Here is a 23,811-nt window from a genome sequence, read left to right on the forward strand (position 1 = left end):
AAATGGCAAGTCATATTAATGAGATTGCAAAAGAAACACTGATAAAATTAAAAGAAAGAAAGCTCCATCCAACTCCTGAAAATTATAGTGAAATTTTTGAAGAATGTGCTAAAAGATCAGGTGTAGCAAGTTCAAGTAAAATTAGAATTGAAAAGTATATTAATTTATTAGATGATATATACAAGCAAGAATTAAAACAAAAAAAGATCCACACCATTGATGAATTTTTAGCATTTTTAGTATCAAGACTTAATAGGCAAACTAGTAGAAAATATGAAGATGTGTATGCTTTATTAGAATTAATTATCCAGCAACTTAGCATAAGTAAAGATAAAAAAATCAAAGAATTAGCTCAAAATTCCTTACATCGTTTATCGCAAGCAATGGATATTGAAACTATTTATCTTTTAAGAGCAAAATGGAAAGAACTTGAAAAAAACTATGAAGATAATGAACTTTTAAAAAAGCTTGATGAATTTAATATTAAAAATTTTTTAGATTTTCACTCTTTGGTGGAAAAATTAATCCTTGCATTAAAAGAACGCTCTTATGAAAAACAAGCACAATTACTACTTATAGCTTTAGATCCTTTATTTGGAGAAAGCAAAGAGATAAATAATTTCAAAGAACAATTAAAAGAAAATCCAAAATTAATTGCAAGAAAAGAATTTGTCCATGAATTTTGTTTGATGATACAAAAAAAAGATACTATAGATAGAAATTATATACAAAAAAATCTTTCTTTCTTTAATAAGCATTTAGAAAATTTAAATCAAATGGTTTCTAAACTTTATGATAATACTCAAGAAGATGTTAAATTTATAAATACTTTAACTAAAGATGAAAATGGCAATGTGCAAATTAATTTTGATGTTTTAAAAGAAAAACTTTTACAAGCCAATGAACAAGTAGCTCAAATTAAAACTCAAATTCATGCAACAAGTGATGATGAGCAAAGAGAGCAATGGAATTTAGCGCAAGAGTTAAAAAAACTAGATGAAAATTATCATTTATATGCGGTTAATTATGCTTTGTGTTTTTTTAAAATTAATCATATTGAACGAGTTATTGATACTTATGGAATTGATAGCTTTAAAACAATTGGAGAAAAATTTAAAAAAGTTTTAAAAAGCTTATGTAAAAATACAGAAGAAATTTGGATTTTAGATGAAAGTTCTTATTTGATTATACTTCCTGGTAAGGATTTAGAATATGCACAAATTTTTACTCAAAAAGCTTTGAAAATGATAGATGATTATAAATTTATTTATAAAGATGAAGTGGTTAAGTTAAATTTATCAACATCTTACATAGAAAAAAGTAGTTTTACAGATGGAGATATATTAAAAGAATTAATCGATAAAAGTATGCAATGAAATTTAAACAAGCCCTTGCTAAAAAAGAAATATTTTATAAAAAAATCAGTAGATTTTTTATGTTTGCTATGTATGAAAAATATAAAAATATATTTTGCAAAACCAAAAATATCCAAATCATTGGCACTAATGGCAAAGGAAGCACAGGTAGATTTTTAGCTATGCTTTTAAAACAAGAGGGATTTTTAGTAGGTCATTATACTAGTCCTCATATATTTAAATTTAATGAAAGATTTTGGCTAAATGGTGCTATAGTAAATGATGAGAGCTTAGAGCAAGCACATAAAATTTTAGAAGATAAAATGAAGCAAGATTTGTCAAGACTTAGTTATTTTGAATATGCGACTTTTTTGGCATTGGTTCTCTTTGAAAAATGTGATTATGTAGTTTTTGAAGCAGGGGTTGGTGGTGAGTATGATGCTACGAGCATTTTTGACAAAGAGCTTACGATTTTTACTAATATTGGTTTTGATCATCAAGAGCTTCTTGGAAAAACACTCAAAAATATCGCAAGAACTAAATTAAAAGCTATGAAATATAAGGCTATAATCTCATCTAACCAAGATTTGATCGTCTTAAATTTGGCTAAACATATAGCTTTATTAAAAAATTCAAAACTTACAATTGCTTCTTTTTTTCAAGATAAAGATTTAAAAAATATCACACAAGAATACACTAAAAAACATAATTTGGCTTATTTTTTGCAAGATAATTTATTGCTTGCATTGGAAAGCTTTTCGATAATTTTAAATAAAGATAAGGCTGGTTTAATCAAAAGTATTCAAAATCTTTCAAAGCTTGATTTAAAAGGGAGATGTGAGCAAATTTCTGACAATATTTTTGTCGATGTAGGTCATAATGAAATGGCTGCTTTAGCTTTAGCTTCAATTTTCAAGGAAAAAAAAGTTCATTTGGTTTATAATTGTTTTATGGATAAAGATTTTCATGGTATTTTAAAAGCTTTAAAACCTATTATAAAAATAGTTGAAATTTATGATTATGAAACTGGAAATAGACCTTTAGCTGGAGAAAAATTGATTGAAAGTTTAAGAACATTGGGTATTAAATATAAAAAATTCGATCATATAAAAAATGATAATTTGTATTTAGTTTTTGGTTCTTTTTTGTTAGTTGAAAATTTTTTAAGAGGGCATCGTGAAAGATAAATTTACACTTACTATAACAGATGTTAATGGTTCTAGACACTTTTTGTTAAGTCAAATTATTAAAAAAGTGATTATTTATTTTACTTCTTTTGTTTTTATAGTGATAGTTTTAGGTGCTTTGTATATTAATTATTTAGCAACCAAAAGATCAGAACTTCTAAAAGAACAAGAAACTTTAAGTGCAAAAAATACTAAATTGTTTTCTCAAAATGAAAGTATGCAAAAAAATTTAGAAGAAAAAACTGCCTTATATGATGAGTTGCAAACTCAACTTGCTGATATTGAAGACAATCTTGGTTTAAAGCAAGATGAAAGTTTAGATATACCCGAAAGATTGGAAAAAGTAAAATTAACCAATGATCAAGCATATTTATTCTTAACTCAAATTCCAAATGGTCATGTTATAGCTGATAATGGTGTTACTGGAGACTTTGGTTGGCGCCATCATCCTATTTTAAATAAAAAAGAATTCCATCCTGGGATTGATTTAAGAGCGCCTTTAAAAACACCAATTTATGCTCCTGCAAATGGAGTGGTTGAATATGCTGCATATAGTAATAATGGGTATGGATACTCTGTGATTTTAATCCATAATTTTGGCTTTAAGACTGTGTATGCTCATATGACACGCCAAGATGTTGTCAAAGCTGGAGAATTTGTTAAAAAAGGACAATTATTAGGCTATACAGGTAATACTGGACTTTCTACTGGTCCGCATTTGCATTATGAAGTTAGATTTATCAATAAACTTTTAGATCCAAAAATTTTTATAGATTTAAATTATAAAAATTATGAACAAATTTTTGAACAAGAAAGGAGAGTTCCATGGCAATCTTTAATAAAGGCCCTATTGCTTCAGTATCCGAAACTACAGTCATTTCAAGCGGTGCAAGAATAGAGGGAAATTTTTATTTTGATTCTATGCTTCATTTAGATGGAGAAATCACAGGAGTAGTGCATTCATCTAATGTGATTGTTATAGGTAAAAGTGGTGTTTTAAAAGGACAAGTAAAGGCTAATAAAATTGTTATTAATGGTTTTTTTGAAGGTGAGATGAGTGTTGATTCTTTAGAAATTTTATCAGGTGGTATTTTAAATGGAAATATCGTTGTAAAGCAACTTAGTATAGAAAATGGTGGTAAATTTAACGGAAGTAGTAAAATCATAGAAAAAGATGAAGAAACAACAATGGTCAATGTAATAGAAGAAAAATCACAAAATGCAAGCTAATTTATATGAATTTTTACAAGCAAATCAAACTGAACTTATAATTTGTGAAGATGATAAAGAAGCAGATGAACTAGCTCAAGTTTGCTTGTATTTGGATTTTAAAACTTTTATTTTACCTGACTTTAGAGCGCATTTTGGAAGTGATTTGCGTTCCTTTTCAAAAGAATTATTTGAGATTTGCAAAGTTTTAAATTCATACCATAAAGAAATCCATAAAAAAATTTTAATTTCTCCAATTAGAACTATTTTACAAAAATTACCTGGGAAAAATAATCTTAAAAATATAGCTTTAAAGAAGAATTCTCTCATTAGATTAGAAAAATTTAAAGAAGATATTTTGCATAGTGGATACGAATTTGTAGATATAGTTCAAGATAAAGGCGAAGTTTCTATTCGCGGTGAAATTATCGATATTTTTGCTATTAATGAAGAACAACCTTATAGAATTTTATTATTTTCAGATGAGATAGAAAGTATTAGATATTTTGATATTAATACGCAAAAATCTATACCAAATGAATTATCTAGTATAGAAATTTGCCCTTTTTTAGGTAATTTTACTCAAGAACAATATGATATTTTGCAAGAAAAAATTCAAAATTTTGAAAGCCAAAGTATTATTAATGATGTTAATTCTTTAGGATTTTGGTGTATTGATGATTTTTATGATTATTTGAATTTAAATTTTGTAAGTATTAAAAAATTTCAAGTTGAAGATTTTGAAGCAGATATTAGCATTGTCAATCAAAAAGTTTTACCACAAGCTAAAATTTGCAAAGATTTAATTAGTGTTTATAACCAAGATTTTTTTTCCTTTCATAAAGATAAAAAAATTCTTATTTTGGCTAAAAATGAAGTATTGTTTAAGGCTTTGCATATAGAAAAAACTTCAAATATTACTTTAAAAATAAGCGATATTAGATTAAATTTAATTACCCAAGATGATATGATTATCTCACTTAATCAAAAACAAAAACACAAAAAAATTAAAAAAGCAAGTTTGATCATCGATGAGCTTAGAGTGGGTGATTATGTAGTGCATGAAGATTATGGCGTAGCTAAATTTTTAGGACTTGAAAAAATCATTATTAGCGGTGCTCAAAAAGAATTTGTAGCTTTGGGATATTTAAATAATGATAAATTGCTTTTGCCTGTTGAAAATTTGTATATGATTGATAAATATATAGGTGCAAGTAGCGGTGTGCCTGCGCTAGATAAACTTGGAAAAGGAACCTTTTTAAAACTCAAAGAAAAACTCAAAGAAAAACTTTTTGCAATTGCTTCAAATATTGTTTCTTTAGCTGCTGCTAGGGCTTTAATTAAAGCTAAAGTTTTAAATATATCCGAAAAATTGCAAGATGAATTTATAAACAAGGCAGGATTTTTATACACTAAAGATCAAGAAGTAGTATGTAAAGAAATTAGTCAAGATCTTAAAAGTTCTCGTGTGATGGATAGATTATTAAGTGGCGATGTGGGTTTTGGAAAAACAGAAATTGCCATGAATGCTATTTTTACTTGTGTTAAGAGTAATTTTACAGCATTATTTTTTGTGCCTACTACCTTGCTTTCTTCACAGCATTATAAAACTTTAAAAAAAAGGTTTGATTCTTTTGAAATTGATGTTTTTAAACTAGATCGTTTTACAAGCTCAAAAGAAAAAAAACAAATTTTACAAATTTTAAAAGAAAAAAAACCATGCGTGGTAATTGGTACCCATTCGCTTTTAAGTGTAGAGTGCGAAAATTTAGGTTTAGTTGTGATTGATGAGGAGCATAAATTTGGCGTAAAACAAAAAGAAAAATTAAAAGAACTTAGTAAAAATTCTCATATTCTTTCAATGTCAGCAACACCTATACCAAGAAGTTTAAATCAAGCTTTAAGCTCTGTAAAATCTTATAGTGTTTTACAAACCCCACCTCAAGATCGTTTAGATGTAAGAACATTTGTAAGAGAAAGTAATGATGCTTTAATTAAAGAGGCAATTTCTAGAGAATTAAGAAGAGCAGGGCAAATTTTTTATATACATAATCACATAGCAAGTATTAATGAAAGTAAAAAATATCTTTTGAATTTATTTCCAGATTTAAAGATTTTAATTTTACATTCTAAAATTGATGCTAAAACCACTGAAGAGCAAATGCTTAAATTTGAAAACAAAGAATATGATTTATTGCTTTGTACTTCTATAGTTGAAAGTGGTATTGATCTGGCAAATGCAAATACCATTATAGTTGAAAATTCAGATCGTTTTGGTATGGCTGATTTGCATCAATTAAGAGGGCGAGTAGGGCGTAGTTTTAAACAAGGATATTGTTATTTTTTAATTGAAGATAAAGAAAAAATCACTAAAGATTCTCTAAAAAGACTTGCTAGTTTAGAAAGTAATTCTTTTTTAGGCTCAGGATCAATTTTAGCTTATCATGATTTAGAAATTCGAGGTGGTGGGAATTTATTAGGCGTGGATCAAAGTGGGCATATAGAGCAAATTGGCTATAGTTTGTATCTTAAAATGCTTGAAGATGAAATTAATAAGCTAAGTAAAAATGAGATTATTAAAGAGAAAAAAATTGATTTAAAATTAAATATCAATGCTTTTATAAATAGTGATTATATTAGTGAAGATCGTTTGCGATTAGAGCTTTATAGAAGACTTAGTAAATGTACCAGTGTAAATGAAGTGTATGAGATAGAAGGCGAAATGAATGATCGCTTTGGAAAATTAGACATTTATACTAAACAATTTTTAGATTTAATAATAATTAAAATTTTAGCTAGTAAAAACTATAAAACTATTAGTAATTTTGAACAAAATATTTGTTTTGTAAAAGATGATGAGAGCAAAGAAGTGATTAAAGCTAGAAGCAAAGACGATGATGATATTATCGAAACTATACTTACCCATCTTAGGAAAAATGTATCATGAGTGGATATGAAATTTTTAAAACTTTTATACTAGCAAATGTAAAATTTCAAGATTTTGAATGGTTATCAAATAGTAATTTAAGTGAATTTGAAATTTTAATTTCTACAATTTTAACCCAAAATACAAATTGGAAAAATGTTTTAAAAGCTTTAGAAAATTTAAAAAATGCAAATATTACTAAACTTGAAGATTTGCAAAATTTAGACACCCAAACTCTAGCACTTTTAATAAAACCTAGTGGTTTTTACAATACCAAAGCAAAATATATTAAAAATTTTACTCAAAAATTTTTTAATGATTATGAATCTTTAAATGAATTTAAAATACAAGTAAATAGACAATGGCTTTTAAAAATTAAAGGCTTGGGTAATGAAAGCGTGGATGGAATTTTAAATTATGTTTGCAAGCGTGAGATTTTAGTTGTGGATAATTATAGTGCAAAAATTACATATTATTTGGGATATGAACTAGATAATTATGAAAGTTTAAATGAATTTTTAAGACAAGATATAGCAGCAAACCAAGATTATTTAAATAAATTACTACAAAAACAATATGAACTTTTTGAGCTTTACCAAATTTTTCATGCGATGATTGTTTATTTTTGTAAAGAACATTTTCAAGGAAAAAAACTCTCAGATAATGGTCAAAGGATATTAAAGCCTTTATTAATTTAAATTTATTATTTATTTAATTTTTTATCTTTACTTTTAAAGTGCTATAATGTATTTAACTTCAAAAAAAGGAGAAGTGATGAATACAAGTATAGTCGGAAAGCAATTTGAGCTTACAGAGTCTATTAAAGAATATATTGAAAAAAGTTTTGATGTATTAGCTAAATACAATCTTGATGTAATTTCTGCTCGTTGTGTTATAAGTGCAGATGAGAGACATGGAAAAAAAGGATTTTGGGCTGAATTTAGTATCAATTTAGCAGGAATTAATACCGTTGTAGTAAAACAAAAAGATAAAGATTTATATGCAGCTATAGATTTGGCAATTGATAGAATTTCTAAAGTTTTACGAAGATTGCATGATAAAAATATTACCCATAAACATCAAGATGAAATAAAACAAAATTTTGCCTTACCTAGTATAGTGGATGAGGATGAAATCGTTTCTATGGAGCTTGAGCTTTATAAACCTTTAGAGATTGATGAAGCTTTGGAGAAATTAAAAGCAAGTAAAGATATATTTTTAGTATTTAATGATATGGATGCTAAAATGAGAGTTTTATTTAAGAAAAAAGATGGAAAATTTGGTTTATTTTAAAAAATCTAGCCTTTTTTGAGGCTAGATTAAAAAATTTTGTTAAATATTTTATTGATAGCTTGATCTACTTTTTTTCCTGTGTTTTTGGCTGTATCATTTGTATTTCCTCCTAGAGTATTTGTGATAGATTTTATAACACTTCCTGCATTAAGATCTACTTTAGGCTTTTGCGTTGTTCCTTTTATAACACCTTTAAAATTAGCTCTATCGATGATGATATTAAAAGGTATGTTTAAACGAGTGCTTTTTGTGTCGATTTTTCCATTAGTGATATTGATTTTACTACGATCTGCGAATAAATCAAGATTTAAATCTATAATATTTTTATTAATAATTGCGCTTGCTTTGCCGTTTTTATAAACATCTTCAGTAATATCTTTTTGTAATAAAATCATTAAAGCGCTAGTGATTAAATTCTTTTTTAATTTTCCATTGTTTAGATCAAGTAAAACTTCTCCATTTTCTTTTAAGAGATTATAATTGATCTTTACATTGGATTTTGCTTCATAGTAATCTGGAAAATCTAAGCTTTGAGCTAAATTTGATAAATCTACATTGTCAATATTTGCTTTTATGATATTATTTTTTATCGTTGCATTGAGTTGTCCATTGAAGATCTTTTGACTGATTATGTTTGCATCAATGAGTTGATTTTCAAAATTTAATTTTCCATTAAATTTGGCATTTCCTTGTAATTTTCTATCAACTAAAAATCCAAGTTTAGAAAAATCATCCAATGAAATTTCATAAATACTTTGCAAAGATTGCTTATTAAAATCAAATTTTCCTTGGAATTTATCGATGTTAGCAAAAGATGATTTTACTTTTGCATTAAAATCAAGTAAAGAATTTTTGATATTTCCATCTAAATTAATTTTTGCTGAGGTATTTTTAGGAAATTGCTTTTTGAGTAATTTTGAAAGTTCGAACTCATTAAAAGCTGAATCGATATTTGCATTAAATTTTCCATTTATATTATTAAAATCTAAAGAATCTAATTTTATATTAGCATCAATATCGCCATAAGCTAGAATTTGTTGTCCTATGAGCGGAAAAATTTGCTCTAATTTAACATTATCTATAGTAGCTTCTAGATTATTTCCATTAGATTTTGCATTGATTTTTCCTTGCATAATTTCGATGTTAGCATCAAGATCTTTAATAGTGTTTGCTTGTAAATTTAATTTAGTATTGATATTTAAAGGACCATTTAAATCTTGCTTTGTTAAGACTTTTAATTTGTTAAGATTATCCACAAAAGCATTTAAATCTATTTTTAAATCTTTGTCATTAAGATTATATGTGCCATTTAAATTTGAAATTGTGACTATGTTTGAATTTAAAGTAGCTTTGTAGGCTATTATAAAATCTTTAGCATCAGCTTTGGCTTGCAAATTAAAATTAGTTTGAGGAAAATCTAATCCGCTTAGTTTTTTAAATTCAGCAGTATTGATTTTTGCATTATCAAGTTTTACCAGAGCATTGAAATTTTTAAAATCTAAACCTTTGGCATTTAAAGAAAAATCCAACTTAGAATCAACAACGCTTGGAACCGAAAATGTTTTTAAAATTTGATCAATTTCTATGGTATTTGTGTTTATATTTAAGATATTATCAGCAAATATAGCTTTTAATTCTCCACCAAATCCTAAAAGGGTTGCATTAAATTCTTGCAATTGATTGTTAGTTAATTTTAGATTACCTTGGATTTGGCTTTTTCCTTGCAATTTTGTTTTAAGAATGCTTGAAAATTGATCAAAATCATTTATTTTGATATTAAAATCACTTTCTAAGATATTGCTAGCTAAATTATAAACGCTTTTATCTGTGTTTAAATTAAAAAAGTTGCTTAAAATTGTATTTGTTGAAATGATAAGTTTATCTTGTATTAAAGATTTTATTTCTCCTTTTATAAAACTTTGTTTAGGTAAAGTAAGATTAAAATCTTTGTAAATTAAATTATTATTAATGGAACTAGTATAAAAATTTATCAATGCATTTCCATTTGGTTTTGAATTTTGCGTGGTTATTGTAGCTAAGAGATTGATTTTACCATGAGCATATCGAGGCAAACTTGTAAAATCTAAAATTTGAGCTATGTCGATATCTTTGCCTAGAAGTTCTAAATTTTCTACATTGTAATTAACAAGTTTTGCATTTAAATTGAGATTAGAATTAAATAAAAATCCTTTTCCATTTACTATAAAATCGCTACTTTTTCCAAGGATTTTACCCTTAAAAGTAAGATCTTGTTTGTTGTCTAAATTGAGTTCTTTTATGTATTGATTTTGTAAACCTATAATATAATCTAAATCAAAACCTAAACTAAAAGGAGATATATCTCCTTTGACGTCAGCAAAAAATTTATCATCTATATTTGCCTTAATGTTTAAAGTAGAAAAACGAATTTGAAATTGATCAAATTGAATATTTATTCCACTTTTTTCTGCGATCATTGTTTCTAAACGAGGTTTTAACAAGCTATTACCTACAGCTGTAAAAAGCAGAGTATAAATACCCAATAATAAAAAACACATAATTCCCAAAAATACATAGAAAATCTTTTTCATTTTCAAACCTTTATATTGATATATCATATAAGTTTAGTCATATAAACTAAACTTATATGATATATTTTATTTAATTTATTGACAATTTACTTTGTTTTATGTATAATTTTATCACTCAAATATAAAGAGTGCTAATAATACATTGAAAGGAAAAACATGAATTTTCAACCTCTAGGAAAGCGTGTATTAGTTAAACGCGTTGAAGAAACTAAAACAACTGCTTCTGGCATTATTATACCAGATAATGCTAAAGAAAAACCGCTAAATGGCGAAGTTGTTGCGGTGAGTAAAGAAGTAGAAGATATAAAAGCAGGTGATAAAGTAGTATTTGCTAAATATGGTGGAAGTGAAATAAAACTTGACAATGAAGAATATTTAGTATTAAATACTGATGATATTTTAGGAATTTTAAAATAAGGATGTAAAAATGGCAAAAGAAATATTTTTTTCAGACGAAGCAAGAAATAAACTTTATGAAGGTGTTAAAAAATTAAACGATGCAGTAAAAGTTACTATGGGACCAAGAGGTCGCAATGTTTTGATACAAAAAAGTTTTGGTGCACCTACTATAACTAAAGATGGTGTAAGTGTTGCTAAAGAAGTAGAATTAAAAGATTCTTTAGAAAATATGGGTGCTTCTTTAGTGAGAGAAGTTGCTAGCAAAACTGCTGATCAAGCAGGAGATGGAACAACAACAGCTACAGTTTTAGCTCATGCTATATTCAAAGAAGGCTTAAGAAACATAACAGCTGGAGCAAATCCTATTGAAGTTAAAAGAGGTATGGACAAAGCTTGCGAAGCTATAGTAGCTGAACTTAAAAAATTATCTCGTGAAGTAAAAGATAAAAAAGAAATAGCTCAAGTTGCTACAATTTCAGCAAATTCTGATGAAAAAATAGGGAATTTAATAGCTGATGCTATGGAAAAAGTTGGTAAAGATGGTGTTATAACAGTTGAAGAGGCAAAATCTATAAATGATGAATTAAATGTAGTTGAAGGTATGCAATTTGACAGAGGTTATTTAAGTCCATATTTTATAACAAATGCTGATAAAATGTTGGTTGAATTGCAAAATCCTTACATTTTGCTTTTTGATAAAAAAATAACAAATTTAAAAGATTTATTGCCTATTTTAGAGCAAATTCAAAAAACAGGAAAACCTCTTTTAATAATAGCTGAAGATATAGAAGGTGAAGCTTTGGCAACTTTAGTGGTAAATAAGTTAAGAGGTGTTTTGAATATTTCAGCGGTAAAAGCTCCTGGTTTTGGCGATAGAAGAAAAGCTATGCTTGAAGATATAGCTATTTTAACAGGTGGTGAGGTTATCTCAGAAGAGCTTGGAAGAACATTAGAAAGTGCTACTTTACAAGATTTAGGTCAAGCTTCAAGTGTTATCATAGATAAAGATAATACTACTATAGTAAATGGTTCTGGCGAAAAAGCAAATATAGATGCTAGAATTAATCAAATAAAAACTCAAATAGCTGAAACAACAAGTGATTATGATAAAGAAAAATTACAAGAAAGACTTGCAAAACTTAGTGGTGGAGTTGCATTAATTAAAGTTGGTGCTGCTACTGAAACAGAAATGAAAGAGAAAAAAGATAGAGTTGATGATGCTCTAAGCGCTACAAAAGCTGCTGTTGAAGAAGGTATAGTGATAGGCGGTGGAGCGGCACTTATAAAAGCAAAATCAAAAATTAATTTAAATTTACAAGGTGATGAAGCTATAGGCGCAGCTATAGTTGAAAGAGCATTAAGAGCACCTTTAAGACAAATAGCTGAAAATGCTGGTTTTGATGCTGGAGTAGTTGTAAATAGTGTTGAAAATAGCAAAGATGAAAATTTAGGTTTTGATGCTGCAAAAGGTGAATATGTAGATATGATACAATCAGGTATTATAGATCCTGTTAAAGTTGAAAGAATAGCTTTATTAAATGCTGTTTCAGTTGCTAGTATGTTGCTTACAACAGAAGCTACTATAAGTGAAATAAAAGAAGAAAAACCTGCTATGCCTGATATGAGCGGCATGGGTGGAATGGGAGGTATGGGTGGAATGATGTAATCTACCCATTTTATCTTCAATGGCCATCTTTTTAGATGGCCATCTGTAATTTTTAATTATTCTTCTTTTAATATAATAAAATAAATCATTTTAAGGCTTTTATTATGAAAAATTTAAAAGAAGAAAGATTTACTCACTCAAAATATATTACTCCAAAAAGATATTCTTATCAAGGCAAAGACGAAAAAACATATACTTGGGATTTTATAGAAGCTATGGATAGTGTATCGGTATTTTTATATCATACGCAAAAAGATTCTTTTTTATTTGTCAAACAATTTAGAATTCCATTATGGGATTATCAAAAACGCAACAATATCACCATAGATAATATGGGCTATAGTGTAGAATTATGTTCAGGTTTGGTGGATAAAAAACTTAGCTTAGAAGAAATTGCTAAAGAAGAGTGTGTGGAAGAATTAGGGTATCATCCAAGTAGTGTAGAATTTATAGGTGAATATTATGCAGGTTTTGGCTCAGGTGTAAATAGGCAATTTTTATATTTTGCAAGTATTAGTGAAGAGGATAAAGTCGGAAATGGCGGAGGAATAGATGGAGAAGATATTAAACCAGTGTGGATTAAAAGAGATGAATTTGAAAAGTTTTCTAAAGCAAATCCTATAAAAACTCCATTGTTAGAATTTGCATATTTATGGTTTAAGGATAGAAAATCTATCCTTAATTAGTGGTTTTATTTGTAGTTGCTAGATTTTCTTCTCGTTCTTCTAGCATTTCTTTAAAAATTGCAAATAAATCTTCAGAAGATTTTTCAGCATTAGAACATTTGTCTAAAATTTGATTTTGAAGTAAATGATCTGTTATTTGCTCATTATGTGCTAAGGTTATGGCTTGATTGATATTTTCATGCACTTTTTGATGAGGAATATTTAATTTTCCAAAAGCTCTACCGCTCGAAAATCTTTCTTTTCCAATACCTGCAATCCATTTTGCAAGTCTGCAACTTAAATGATCAGAAAGAGTTTTACCTGAAACATGTAAAATTTCGTTATATCCATTTAGTTTAAACATAATATGATCTAATTTTGCAAGAGAAATAAAAATTTCTGAAGTAATTTGTTTAGCATTTGAGCTAGTGGAATTAACACTTTCGATTAGTTGGGTAAATTTATTTGAAAATTGAACTATATATTCATTAGATTCTAAAGATACTTTTTCTACTTGTTCGCTTTGAGAGTGCATTTCATTAGCGTTTTGTTTTAATAAATTTATATTCATTTCTACTTCAGCGGTTGCTTTTTGCGTTCTTTCGGCTAATTTTCTAACCTCATCAGCAACAACAGCAAATCCACGGCCATGCTCTCCAGCACGAGCTGCTTCGATTGCAGCGTTTAGCGCTAAAAGGTTGATCTGATCAGAAATATCTTTAATTAAACCAATTACATTAGTAATTTCATCAACGCTTCTATGTAAATTTCCTGCAGTATCTCGAGAGCGATTTGCTGATTCTATAATACTTTGCAAAGAAGAGATGATAGAATGTGTAGTTGAATTTAATTCTTGCATGTCATTTGAGGAAGAAATAGAGTGCTCAGAAATAATATCTGCCTTATTGACATTGTTTTGCATATCAACTTGCACATTGCTAATGCCTTTTAAAGTGCCTTCAAAAAGCAAATCTAATATTTTTCTTTCAAAAGAATTATCTTGAGTATTGCCATTTTCTATGTTTTGTTTTTCTAGCAATTCTTTATTTTGAAGTTCTAATTTGTGATTTTTTTCCTTTAAAGCCTTGATTTCTTGTTTTAAATTTTCAATAGTGTCTAGATATTGTTTATTGCTAAACATCGTATATGCTCTAATTTATTTATAATTTGACAAATAAGTATTTAATTCGTCTTTTAATCTTAATTTTTCTTTTTTAAGATTTGAGATTTCTAAATTATCTAAGTGAATTCTGCCTTCTTCTGCATCTTTTATTTTATGATCAAGTTTATTATGCTCCTCAAAAAGTTTGTCAAAGTGCATATCTTTACCTTTTAATTGAGTGATCAAATCTCTATATTCATGTAACATAGGTTTTCCTTTTTTTGTTTTAGTTTAGATTATAACTTAAAAAAATTAAATATATTTTAACTCATTAGGTTTTTGTTTGTTCTTGATAATTTTTTTAGCTATTTTTATACTATCAGCTGTCCCAACTATTAATAATCTAGCTCCTGTTCCAATAAGCATATCGCCTTTTGGCATAGGTATGAATTTTTTATTTTCGATAATTCCAACTATGCTAACATTGGCCATATCTCTAAGGTGAATTTCTTTTAATCTTTTAAATCTTACCCAAGAGTCATCTGGGATTTTAATTTCTTCAAGATCAATAGGACTATTTTTTTTATAAAGATAGTTTTCTAAAAGATTTTCCATATCAGGTCTTACAGACATTGCACTGAGTCTTTGAGCTACTAGTTTTGTGGCAGATACTATAGAATTTGCTCCAAGTTTTTTTAATTTTTCCGTTTCATCTTCATTGCTTGATCTTGCAAATATAAAATAGGGATTAATGCGTTGTAATTCTTTTTCAAATAATCTTACAGAAGCTATGATTGCAATATTATCTGCAATATTGCTACTTAGAGTAATCACTCCTTTTGCACTAGAAAGATTGGTTTTTAAAAAAGCAAGATTTGTATGTGGTGCACTTTCTATAAAATAAGGGTAGTCGTATTTTTCTGCTATTTCACTAAAATTTTCTATTTCATCAACTACAACAAAAGGAATATGATTTTCTCTAAATTGCTGTGCCAATTCTATAGTAAAATCATTATGGTAGCATATAACAAAGTGATTTTTCAATCTTGCAATTTTATGAAGCATTCTTCTCTCCTTTATAATTTTAGATAAAACCCCTTTTTTTACTATTTCTATAACCAAACCCATGCAAAAGGTAAAAATAGTAAATGTTGATAATACATATAAAATAGTGAAAATTCTTCCTGCTGTTGATATGGGATTTATTTCAGCATATCCTAATGTTGTGAAAGTCATCCCTGCTTGATATATGGCATCATTAAGATTAAAATTGCTAGTGAGCATATATCCAAAAGTTCCAATGAGGGTCATAATAACGACAGCAATTAATGGAATTCTTAAAAATTTAAGTTGTTCATAAAGTTCGTCGTTAAGATTGATTGCGGGTTTTGGAGAGGGAGACCAATTGAGGAATTTTTGAAGCTTTTTTAAAAAAGACATATTAATTCCTCTTTAAATGCGTGATAGTTGGCAATTATTTGTTGTTTTGTTTTTTAAGAGTTCTTAAAGTTGAAGCTGCTACTTTAACTTTTCTTGTAGTTCCATCTTCTAAGGTGATACGAATAGTTCTTAAATTTGGTAAAAAGCGTCTTTTGGTTTTATTATTTGCATGGCTTACATTGTTACCTACCATAGGTCCTTTTCCGGTAATTTGACAAATTCTTGACATCTTGATATTTCCTTATTTTTTGTATTTATAAAATTTTTGAAATTGTATCCAAACTAAGCTTAAAAAAATCAAATATTAAAAAAATAAATAAAGAAAATATTGATATTAAGTATGCTAAAATTAATATTTACTAGCTTATTGGAGAATATTGATGTATGTAGCACCAAGTTTGCTTTCAGCAAATTTTTTAAATTTAGAAAATGAAATTAAAGAAGTGTGCCAAGCTGGAGCTGATTTATTGCATATTGATGTGATGGATGGATATTTTGTGCCAAATTTTACTTTTGGTCCTTGTGTATTAAAAAATATTAGCCAAGTTAGTTCAGTTCCTTTGGATGTCCATTTAATGGTAAATGATGTAAATAAATTTATAGATTTTTTTATACCATTGAAGCCAAAATTTATTAGTTTTCATATTGAAGCTGAAAATCATCCTATTAGAGTTTGTGAATATTTAAGGAAAAATGGAATTCATCCTGCTATTGTTTTAAATCCACACACTCCTGTTTCTAACATAGAGCATATTTTAGAATTTGTTGATATGGTGCTTTTGATGAGTGTTAATCCTGGTTTTGGAGGACAATCATTTTTGCCTTTAGTTTATGAAAAAATTCGTTGTTTAAGACAAATGATTGATAGAAAAAATTTAAAAGTTTTCATAGAGGTTGATGGTGGAGTAAATGGGCTAAATGCACCTGATTTAGATGAAGCTGGAGCAGATATTTTAGTTGTAGGGAGTTATATTTTTTCTTCACAAGATAAAAAAACTGCTATAAATTCTTTAAAGTGTGAATTTTGAGCCAACAGCAAATTGATGATTTAGTTAATAAGCTAAGCAAAGAAAATAAACCATTTACTTGGGTTGTTAAAGAATTAGAAAAAATTGAAGAATTATCTTGTTATGATTTTGATATACACACTTTAGAGCTTTTAGGTCTTGGTGTAAATTTAAACAAAAATAATGAAATTTGTTTAAATACAAAAAGCACAAAAATAAAAGATGAAATTTTTTGTATAGTAGATATAGAAAGCACTGGAAGTATTAAAAGCGGAAAAATTATAGAAATTGGTGCGATAAAAATTCAAAATTTTCAAGAATTAGGTCGTTTTGAAAGTTTTGTCAAAGTAGATGAAATTCCAGAAAATATCACAGATTTAACAGGTATCACAACGGCAATGGTACAAAACTCTTCTTCTTTAAAGCAAGTTTTGAGTGAATTTAAATTATTTTTGAAAGATTCTATTTTTGTGGCGCATAATGTTCGTTTTGATTATAATTTTTTATCTAAGGCTATGTATGAAAATGGTTTTGGTGTATTGTTAAATAGAAAAATTTGCACTATAGATCTTGCAAAAAAATGCATTGAAAGTCCAAAATATGGACTTGAAGCTTTAAAAGAAATTTTAAATATACAATACCCTCACCACAGAGCTTTAAGCGATGCTTTAGCAGCTTGTGAGATTTTAAAATATTGCATAGGTAAAATTCCATTTTATATTAAAACTACTGAAGAATTGCTCAAATTTAGCAAACAAGCAAAAAATAAACTCAAAAATTAAAAAATTTAAATTTTCTACGCTATACTTAAAATGTAAATGACGGGAGCTTGTGATACAGGCTGAGAGTAAGCTAAAAGCTTAGACCGAACCAGAACTAGATAATGCTAGCGTTGGGAAGATTTATTACAGATGTTTTTTTGCTTATTTTACCCCTTCATTTATCCAATTTTATTTAAGGATAAATCATGAATAAAACTCAAATGTCTTATGCCAAAGAAGGTATATTTACAAAACAAATGCAAATAGTTGCACAAAAAGAGCAAGTTGGTCAGGATTTTTTACTTGAAAATATAGCTTGTGGAAAAATTATAATTCCTGCAAATATAAACCACAAAGCTTTAGATCCTAATGGTATAGGTTTTGGACTTCGTACCAAAGTGAATGTAAATTTAGGTGTTTCAAATGATTGTATAGATTATAGCGAAGAAATGCAAAAAGTTCATTTGGCGCATAAATTTAATATAGAAGCTATAATGGATCTTAGTAATTATGGTAAAACTAGTCGTTTTAGAGATGAGCTAGTAGCTACTTCAAAAGCTATGATAGGAACGGTTCCTGTGTATGATGCGGTTGGATTTTTAGAAAAAGACTTAAAGGATATTAAAGCTAAAGATTTTTTAGATGTTGTTTATCATCATGCAAAAAGTGGAGTTGATTTTATGACAATTCATGCTGGTATAAATTCTCGTGCGGCAAGAGTATTTAAAGAATGCGATAGGATTACAAATATAGTTTCTAGAGGAGGTTCTGTTCTTTATGCTTGGATGCAAATGAATGATGCTGAAAATCCATTTTTTGAATACTATGATGATTTATTAGAAATTTGCAAAAAATATGATGTAACTTTATCTTTAGGCGATGCACTAAGACCAGGTTGTACTCATGATGCAAGTGATGGTGCTCAAATAGCTGAATTAATAGAACTTTCATTGCTTACAAAAAGAGCATGGGCACAAGATGTACAAGTTATGATAGAAGGGCCCGGACATATGGCTATAAATGAAATAAAAGCAAATATGCAAATAGAAAAAAGAATTTGCAACGAAGCTCCATTTTATGTTTTGGGGCCTTTGGTAACAGATATAGGCGCAGGATATGATCATATAAGTGGGGCTATAGGAGGAGCTGTGGCTGCTGCATCTGGAGCTGATATGCTTTGTTATGTAACTCCTGCCGAACACTTAAGACTTCCAAATTTAGAAGATGTAAGAGATGGTATAGTGGCAACAAAAATAGCAGCTCATGCTGGAGATATAGCTAAACTCCCTAAAGAAAGAAAGATAGATGATGAAATGAGTAAAGCAAGACAAGAAATTGATTGGGAGAAGATGTTTAAACTTGCAATAGATGGAGAAAAGGCTAAAAAAATGTTTAATGAAAGAAAGCCTGATGAGTTAAATTCTTGCTCTATGTGTGGAAAAATGTGCGCTATGAATACTATGAATCAAATTTTAAAAGGCGAAGATGTAAGCTTAATTAAAAAATAAATTGAAGCAATCCCGTTTATAAACGGGATTGAAATTATAATTTATCTACGACTTTATAATTGTATGGCTGTAGATTTTTATCATTATCCAAAAGCTTTTGAGAAGGATTTCCATTAACATTATTATGCTCATAGTAACGATCACCTGCTTTATGTCCATTTAAATCTACCTTATAGCGAATTTGCCCAGGATTGAATTTTTGTATATCTTCAAAACCTAAATTTGAAGTTTTAAAATCTTTAATCGCATTCGCATTTGCGATTTCTACTAATTTGGTTTGTGCCATTCTTGCCATATTTATAGCTTGTAAAAGCATTCTTGAAGCTTCTCTTGGGTTGTGAAATCCTGTAGAATTTTCAGCACCAACAAAATCCACTCTCATTTGTGCTTTTCTATGGAGTTCTAAAACTTCTTTAAGGACATTATTGATTTTTTTCGCATCTGCTTTGCCATTTTCTTGATATTGTGACATTTGTCCTAGTTTATCACGCATAGTTTTAATATCTGTGATTAAGCTAACTATAGAATATTCAGCAGTTCTTAAATCATAAGCGATTGAATTTTGAATATCTTTAATTTGTGCTTTAAGATAATCCTCACTTTGAGTATGGCATGACTTACAAGCTGCATTGATATCGCTTAAAGGTGAAGTGATATTATGTTGAGTCATTTTTTTAGCACCTTTTCTTATATAAGGCATATGACAATCAGCACAACTCACGCCATTTGCTGTATGAACGCCACCGCTATAAAGTTCGCTCTCTGGGTGTTGAATTTTAATCATTGGAGCTTGTGTTAATTTATGTGACCAGTCTTTGTCAAAAATACTTCTAATTTTATCATAGTATTCATCAAGCATTTCAATTCTAAATGGCTGTCCTTTTTTCCACTCGCTCCACGGGAAGACTAATTCTAAGCCATCTACTTGAATTTCTATTGGTTTATTTCCATCTCTCCATGAATCAAATTCATCATAAGTTTTTTGAGTACCATCCCACCATTTTTTACTAGAATCATTAGCAATACTTTCGCCAGTAATTTTTACTTTTTCTCCTGTTGGTCTAAAATAATATTCCACATGACATTGAGAACAAACTAGTGTTCGCATTTCTTCTCTTGATGCTTTCACTCCTTGCTCAGGATCTCTTTCATAGCCTCTTTCTATTAAAGCATTAATTGCTGCCACTCTTGTAAGTCTTAAGCTCATATTGTTTGGAGTGTGACAGTCAGCACAAGTTACTCCCATTCTTTTACCACCATGAGGTCCGCTATGTTCTTTAGAATTTTCTTCGTATCCATTTATTGCTGGAATATTTTTGATAGAGGTCCAATATTTGGTTGAGTTAAATGCTATCCATTTTTCTTTTTCATTTTCACCTGGTGCGTTTTTTATAAGCCAAGTAGACCATCCGCTATGACAATTCATACAAGCACTTGGCTGACCATTAAATTTAGCAAAACCATGTGCGTTTAGAAAATCTTTATTATTTCTTGCTGTATCCATTTGATCAATTTGCACCCAAAAGTGTCCTCTTTCTTCGTTAGCATCAAGAGCAAAAGGATATCCTGCCCAAAGTATGGTAAGTTGAGGATAACGAATTAGTTTTGAATAAGCTAAATTTCCGCCAAAATTTGTTTCAAATGGTTGTTGAGTTTCTGTAGTAAGATACATATCTAAATAATCAGGAAAATTTTTACCCCATTCGGTAAAAGAAGGATTTTCATCGCTCATTTCAACGAAATTTTTACTTATAACTCCGCCTACACTTTCGTTTTGTTTTTTGCTTATATCATTATTAAGCCATAAAACAGCACAAATCAAAACAATTAAAACAATTATACCTAAGTATAAAAGATTTTTTTTATTCATACATAACTCCTAAAAATTAAAATCCGCGTTTATGTCCTACGCCATTATGGCAAGTAACACAGCTTAAAGAAATATCCTTGTGAGGATTAATCATAGTTGTTGCATTGATAGCTACACTAGCATAGTCAGAATGACAGCGAATGCAATTATCTTGTACCATTTTTTTACTTTTTTCATTTGCAGTTAAGTTAGTTGGCAATTCATTCAATTTAAAGGTAAAAGCATAAGCATGTCCTAAACCACTTTGAGCTTTAGCGATCCATTTATCTATAAAGTTATGCGGTAAATGACAATCAATACAAGTTGCTCTTGCTTCACCATTTACTTTTTTAGAATGTGGAGCAGCTAGATAATCATTATAAACTTCATTCATGATATGACAATTGTTACAAGATTCACTAGCATTGCTAAGATAAGAAATACCCTTAGCATTATAAAAAGTGTAAAAACCAACTACAAATAAAATAAAAAGTAAAATCAAGAAAATGCTAAAAAGTTTTGAAAATACTCTTTTACTTCCCAAAATTCCTCCTGATAACTAAAATACAATTTTGATTGTATTTTAAATTTATCCAAATATTATTTAATATTTATTTAATGATATAAATTATCTTAATTATTTGTTTAATATTACATTATATGGAGTGTATTTTAAAATTTAATAGTTTTTATAAAAAATATAGTAGTTTGTTTTATTGATATATAATATATTTTTATTTTAAAATACATCTTTAAAAATTAAAGGTAAATAAAATGCAAATTAAATCATCTATGTATATTAATAGGGAATTATCTTGGTTGGCTTTTAATTCTAGAGTTTTAGATCAATGTTCTAAAAATTTACCTTTGTTTGAAAAACTTAAATTTATAGCTATATATTGCACTAATTTAGATGAATTTTATATGATTAGGGTGGCAGGCTTAAAACAACTTTTTGTGGCTGGAGTTAGCACATCAAGTAATGATGAGATGTCTCCTTTAGCTCAACTTAAAGCTATAAGGAAATATTTGCATGAAGAACAATTTTTACTTGAAAAATATTTTTATGAAGTTACATCAGAGTTAGAAAAAGAAAATTTGTTTATTAAATCTTATGAAGAATTGGATAAAAATTTAAAAGAACAATGTGATGAATTATTTTTTTCAAATATCTTTCCTGTGATAGTTCCAATTGCTGTTGATACTACACATCCTTTTCCACATTTAAATAATTTATCTTTTTCTTTGGCTGTAAAACTTTGCGATCCTATGCATCCTGAGCTTTTAAAATTTGGAATGATACGAATTCCTAGAGTTTTGCCTAGATTTTGTCAAGTGAGTTCAAATGTTTATGTTCCAATTGAAAGTATAGTTCGTCATCATACAGAGCATATTTTTCCAGGATATAAGATGTTGTCATCAGCTGCTTTTAGAGTTACTAGAAATGCAGATATGGAAATAGAAGAAGAAGAAGCAGATGATTTTATGATGATTTTAGAGCAAGGATTAAAGCTTCGCAGAAAAGGAGCTTTTGTCCGTTTGCAAATTCAAAAAAACACTGATGAGCAATTAATAGAATTTTTGAGCTCTCATATGAATATATTTCATAAAGATATTTATGAATATGATATACTTTTAAATTTATCACCATTATGGCAAATCGTTGCTAATAAAGAATTTGCTCATTTATTAAGCCCTTTGTATACTCCAAAAATTCTACCCCCATTTGGAGAGAATTTATCTATATTTAAAGCTATAGATAAACAAGATGTATTGATTTTTCAACCTTATGAGAGCTTTGAGCCAGTATATCAATTTATAAAAGAAGCAAGTAAAGATCCTAAAGTTATTTCTATAAGAATGACGCTTTATAGAGTGGAAAAAAATTCTAACATTGTTCAAGCTTTGATTGATGCAGCTAGCGAAGGAAAGCAAGTTACTGTGATGGTTGAGCTTAAAGCTCGTTTTGATGAGGAAAATAATTTGCATTGGGCTAAGTCCTTAGAAAATGCTGGAGCACATGTGATATATGGAATTACTGGTTTTAAAGTGCATGCTAAACTTGCTCAAGTTATAAGAAAAGAAGGTGATAAATTAAAAATTTATAATCATTTTAGCACAGGAAATTACAATGCAAGTTCGGCAAAAATTTATACAGATGTGAGTTATTTTACTTCAAAAGAAGAATATTCCCAAGATACTACAACTTTTTTTCATATACTTTCAGGGTATAGCAAAAGTCGTCGCTTGAAGACATTATCCATGAGTCCAAAACAAATTAAAGAAAGAATTTTAGAAATGATTAATACTGAAGCAAGTTATGCTAATGAAGGAGTAATCATTGCTAAAATGAATGCCTTGGTTGATGCTGATGTAATTAAAGCTTTGTATGAAGCTTCAAATAAAGGTGTTAAAATTGATTTAATTGTGCGTGGAATTTGCTGCTTAAAACCTGGAGTTAAAGGATATAGTGAGAATATTAGAGTTAGAAGTATAGTAGGAAAATATTTAGAACATGCTAGAATTTTATATTTTAAACATACTCATCCAAATTATTTTATATCAAGTGCTGATTGGATGCCAAGAAATTTAGAAAGACGCTTAGAGCTTATGACTCCTATATTTGATGAACATTCTCGTGCAAAATTGGCTCAAATTTTAAAATTACAACTTAGCGATAATGACTTAGCTTATGAGCTAGATAACAATGGAAGGTATCAAAAAATTCACACCAGCAAAGAAGAAAAAATAAATAATTCTCAACAAATTTTAGAAGAATACATCAGCAGAATTTTCAATACACTTAAAAAAGATACAGATCAAAGTAGAGCAACACATTTAGCAACAAAACTTTTTAGAGACAATTAATTCCTT

General features: G+C 28.2%; 21 protein-coding genes, 1 pseudogene and 1 riboswitch. Of the genes and pseudogenes, 14 read left to right on the plus strand and 8 right to left on the minus strand.

What is annotated here, in order from left to right:
* Nucleotides 1-2: 2 nt before the first annotated feature.
* The 7 genes from FPD38_RS01175 (at nucleotide 3) to hpf (ending at nucleotide 7,970) form a co-directional block, all read left to right on the plus strand.
* Entirely contained in the window at nucleotides 3-1,376 is a 1,374-nt protein-coding gene (locus tag FPD38_RS01175; protein ID WP_147554972.1) for a nucleotidyl cyclase domain-containing protein, read from the plus strand.
* Nucleotides 1,373-2,542: a Mur ligase family protein gene (locus tag FPD38_RS01180; protein WP_147554973.1), complete on the plus strand. Its 1,170-nt coding sequence runs from the start codon at nucleotides 1,373-1,375 to the stop codon at nucleotides 2,540-2,542. The genes FPD38_RS01175 and FPD38_RS01180 overlap by 4 nt, the downstream gene beginning before the upstream one ends.
* A complete protein-coding gene (locus tag FPD38_RS01185; protein ID WP_187153079.1) occupies nucleotides 2,529-3,440 on the plus strand; it encodes a M23 family metallopeptidase in 912 nt (303 codons plus the stop codon). Before FPD38_RS01180 ends, FPD38_RS01185 begins: the two co-directional genes overlap by 14 nt.
* Nucleotides 3,368-3,772 (plus strand): bactofilin family protein, encoded by a 405-nt coding sequence (locus FPD38_RS01190; RefSeq protein WP_147554975.1) that lies wholly within the window; start codon nucleotides 3,368-3,370, stop codon nucleotides 3,770-3,772. The genes FPD38_RS01185 and FPD38_RS01190 overlap by 73 nt, the downstream gene beginning before the upstream one ends.
* Nucleotides 3,762-6,698 carry a transcription-repair coupling factor gene (gene mfd / locus FPD38_RS01195; protein ID WP_147554976.1) on the plus strand — a complete coding sequence of 979 codons (2,937 nt, stop codon included), beginning with the start codon at nucleotides 3,762-3,764 and terminating at the stop codon, nucleotides 6,696-6,698. The genes FPD38_RS01190 and mfd overlap by 11 nt, the downstream gene beginning before the upstream one ends.
* Entirely contained in the window at nucleotides 6,695-7,375 is a 681-nt protein-coding gene (locus FPD38_RS01200; protein ID WP_147554977.1) for an endonuclease III domain-containing protein, read from the plus strand. The genes mfd and FPD38_RS01200 overlap by 4 nt, the downstream gene beginning before the upstream one ends.
* A 76-nt stretch (nucleotides 7,376-7,451) precedes the next feature.
* Nucleotides 7,452-7,970: a ribosome hibernation-promoting factor, HPF/YfiA family gene (hpf, locus tag FPD38_RS01205; protein ID WP_147554978.1), complete on the plus strand. Its 519-nt coding sequence runs from the start codon at nucleotides 7,452-7,454 to the stop codon at nucleotides 7,968-7,970.
* A 26-nt stretch (nucleotides 7,971-7,996) separates the two neighbouring features.
* Here hpf and FPD38_RS01210 read toward each other — a convergent pair whose 3' ends face one another.
* The gene (locus FPD38_RS01210; protein WP_147554979.1) at nucleotides 7,997-10,540 is read right to left on the minus strand and encodes a hypothetical protein; all 2,544 of its coding nucleotides are present in this window, start codon (nucleotides 10,538-10,540) and stop codon (nucleotides 7,997-7,999) included.
* Nucleotides 10,541-10,696: 156 nt separating this feature from the next.
* Between FPD38_RS01210 and groES the strand changes: the two genes are divergently transcribed.
* The 3 genes from groES to FPD38_RS01225 all read left to right on the plus strand — a co-directional run bounded on the left by groES (nucleotide 10,697) and on the right by FPD38_RS01225 (nucleotide 13,291).
* Nucleotides 10,697-10,957: a co-chaperone GroES gene (gene groES / locus FPD38_RS01215; protein WP_039665742.1), complete on the plus strand. Its 261-nt coding sequence runs from the start codon at nucleotides 10,697-10,699 to the stop codon at nucleotides 10,955-10,957.
* A gap of 10 nt (nucleotides 10,958-10,967) precedes the next feature.
* Nucleotides 10,968-12,605 carry a chaperonin GroEL gene (groL, locus tag FPD38_RS01220; RefSeq protein WP_147554980.1) on the plus strand — a complete coding sequence of 546 codons (1,638 nt, stop codon included), beginning with the start codon at nucleotides 10,968-10,970 and terminating at the stop codon, nucleotides 12,603-12,605.
* Between the two features lie 104 nt (nucleotides 12,606-12,709).
* On the plus strand, nucleotides 12,710-13,291 hold the full coding sequence (locus FPD38_RS01225) for an NUDIX domain-containing protein (RefSeq protein ID WP_147554981.1): 582 nt from the start codon (nucleotides 12,710-12,712) through the stop codon (nucleotides 13,289-13,291).
* Here the strand turns inward: FPD38_RS01225 and FPD38_RS08400 are convergent.
* From FPD38_RS08400 to rpmB, 5 genes and pseudogenes are all read right to left on the minus strand, one after another.
* Entirely contained in the window at nucleotides 13,284-13,634 is a 351-nt protein-coding gene (locus FPD38_RS08400; protein WP_229239568.1) for a CZB domain-containing protein, read from the minus strand. The two genes, FPD38_RS01225 and FPD38_RS08400, sit on opposite strands and share 8 nt — an antisense overlap.
* Nucleotides 13,635-13,733: 99 nt before the next feature.
* Nucleotides 13,734-14,021: pseudogene (locus tag FPD38_RS08405) on the minus strand (methyl-accepting chemotaxis protein); the annotation flags it as partial.
* A gap of 405 nt (nucleotides 14,022-14,426) precedes the next feature.
* Nucleotides 14,427-14,639: an HP1242/YdcH family protein gene (locus FPD38_RS01235; RefSeq protein ID WP_147554983.1), complete on the minus strand. Its 213-nt coding sequence runs from the start codon at nucleotides 14,637-14,639 to the stop codon at nucleotides 14,427-14,429.
* Between the two features lie 45 nt (nucleotides 14,640-14,684).
* On the minus strand, nucleotides 14,685-15,812 hold the full coding sequence (locus FPD38_RS01240; RefSeq protein WP_147554984.1) for a potassium channel family protein: 1,128 nt from the start codon (nucleotides 15,810-15,812) through the stop codon (nucleotides 14,685-14,687).
* 34 nt (nucleotides 15,813-15,846) lie between these two features.
* Nucleotides 15,847-16,041: a 50S ribosomal protein L28 gene (gene rpmB / locus FPD38_RS01245; protein WP_147554985.1), complete on the minus strand. Its 195-nt coding sequence runs from the start codon at nucleotides 16,039-16,041 to the stop codon at nucleotides 15,847-15,849.
* 151 nt (nucleotides 16,042-16,192) lie between these two features.
* Here rpmB and rpe point away from each other — a divergent pair, with 151 nt between their 5' ends.
* From rpe to thiC, 3 genes are all read left to right on the plus strand, one after another.
* The gene (gene rpe, locus FPD38_RS01250; protein WP_147554986.1) at nucleotides 16,193-16,840 is read left to right on the plus strand and encodes a ribulose-phosphate 3-epimerase; all 648 of its coding nucleotides are present in this window, start codon (nucleotides 16,193-16,195) and stop codon (nucleotides 16,838-16,840) included.
* Nucleotides 16,837-17,601 carry a 3'-5' exonuclease gene (locus FPD38_RS01255; RefSeq protein ID WP_147554987.1) on the plus strand — a complete coding sequence of 255 codons (765 nt, stop codon included), beginning with the start codon at nucleotides 16,837-16,839 and terminating at the stop codon, nucleotides 17,599-17,601. The genes rpe and FPD38_RS01255 overlap by 4 nt, the downstream gene beginning before the upstream one ends.
* 29 nt (nucleotides 17,602-17,630) lie before the next feature.
* Nucleotides 17,631-17,735: riboswitch (TPP riboswitch) on the plus strand.
* Between the two features lie 51 nt (nucleotides 17,736-17,786).
* Nucleotides 17,787-19,088: a phosphomethylpyrimidine synthase ThiC gene (thiC, locus tag FPD38_RS01260; protein WP_147554988.1), complete on the plus strand. Its 1,302-nt coding sequence runs from the start codon at nucleotides 17,787-17,789 to the stop codon at nucleotides 19,086-19,088.
* A 34-nt stretch (nucleotides 19,089-19,122) separates the two neighbouring features.
* On the opposite strand, the gene FPD38_RS01265 is transcribed toward thiC, so the two are convergent.
* Both FPD38_RS01265 and nrfH read right to left on the minus strand, forming a co-directional pair.
* Complete coding sequence (locus tag FPD38_RS01265; RefSeq protein WP_147554989.1) at nucleotides 19,123-20,958, minus strand: ammonia-forming cytochrome c nitrite reductase subunit c552; 1,836 nt, start codon at nucleotides 20,956-20,958, stop codon at nucleotides 19,123-19,125.
* A gap of 16 nt (nucleotides 20,959-20,974) precedes the next feature.
* Nucleotides 20,975-21,481, minus strand: coding sequence for a cytochrome c nitrite reductase small subunit (gene nrfH, locus FPD38_RS01270; protein WP_147554990.1), 507 nt, complete (start codon nucleotides 21,479-21,481; stop codon nucleotides 20,975-20,977).
* A gap of 230 nt (nucleotides 21,482-21,711) precedes the next feature.
* Between nrfH and FPD38_RS01275 the strand changes: the two genes are divergently transcribed.
* Entirely contained in the window at nucleotides 21,712-23,805 is a 2,094-nt protein-coding gene (locus tag FPD38_RS01275) for an RNA degradosome polyphosphate kinase (protein ID WP_147554991.1), read from the plus strand.
* Nucleotides 23,806-23,811: the final 6 nt, after the last annotated feature.

It is taken from the genome of Campylobacter volucris, assembly GCF_008011665.1.
Lineage (GTDB): Bacteria > Campylobacterota > Campylobacteria > Campylobacterales > Campylobacteraceae > Campylobacter_D > Campylobacter_D volucris_A.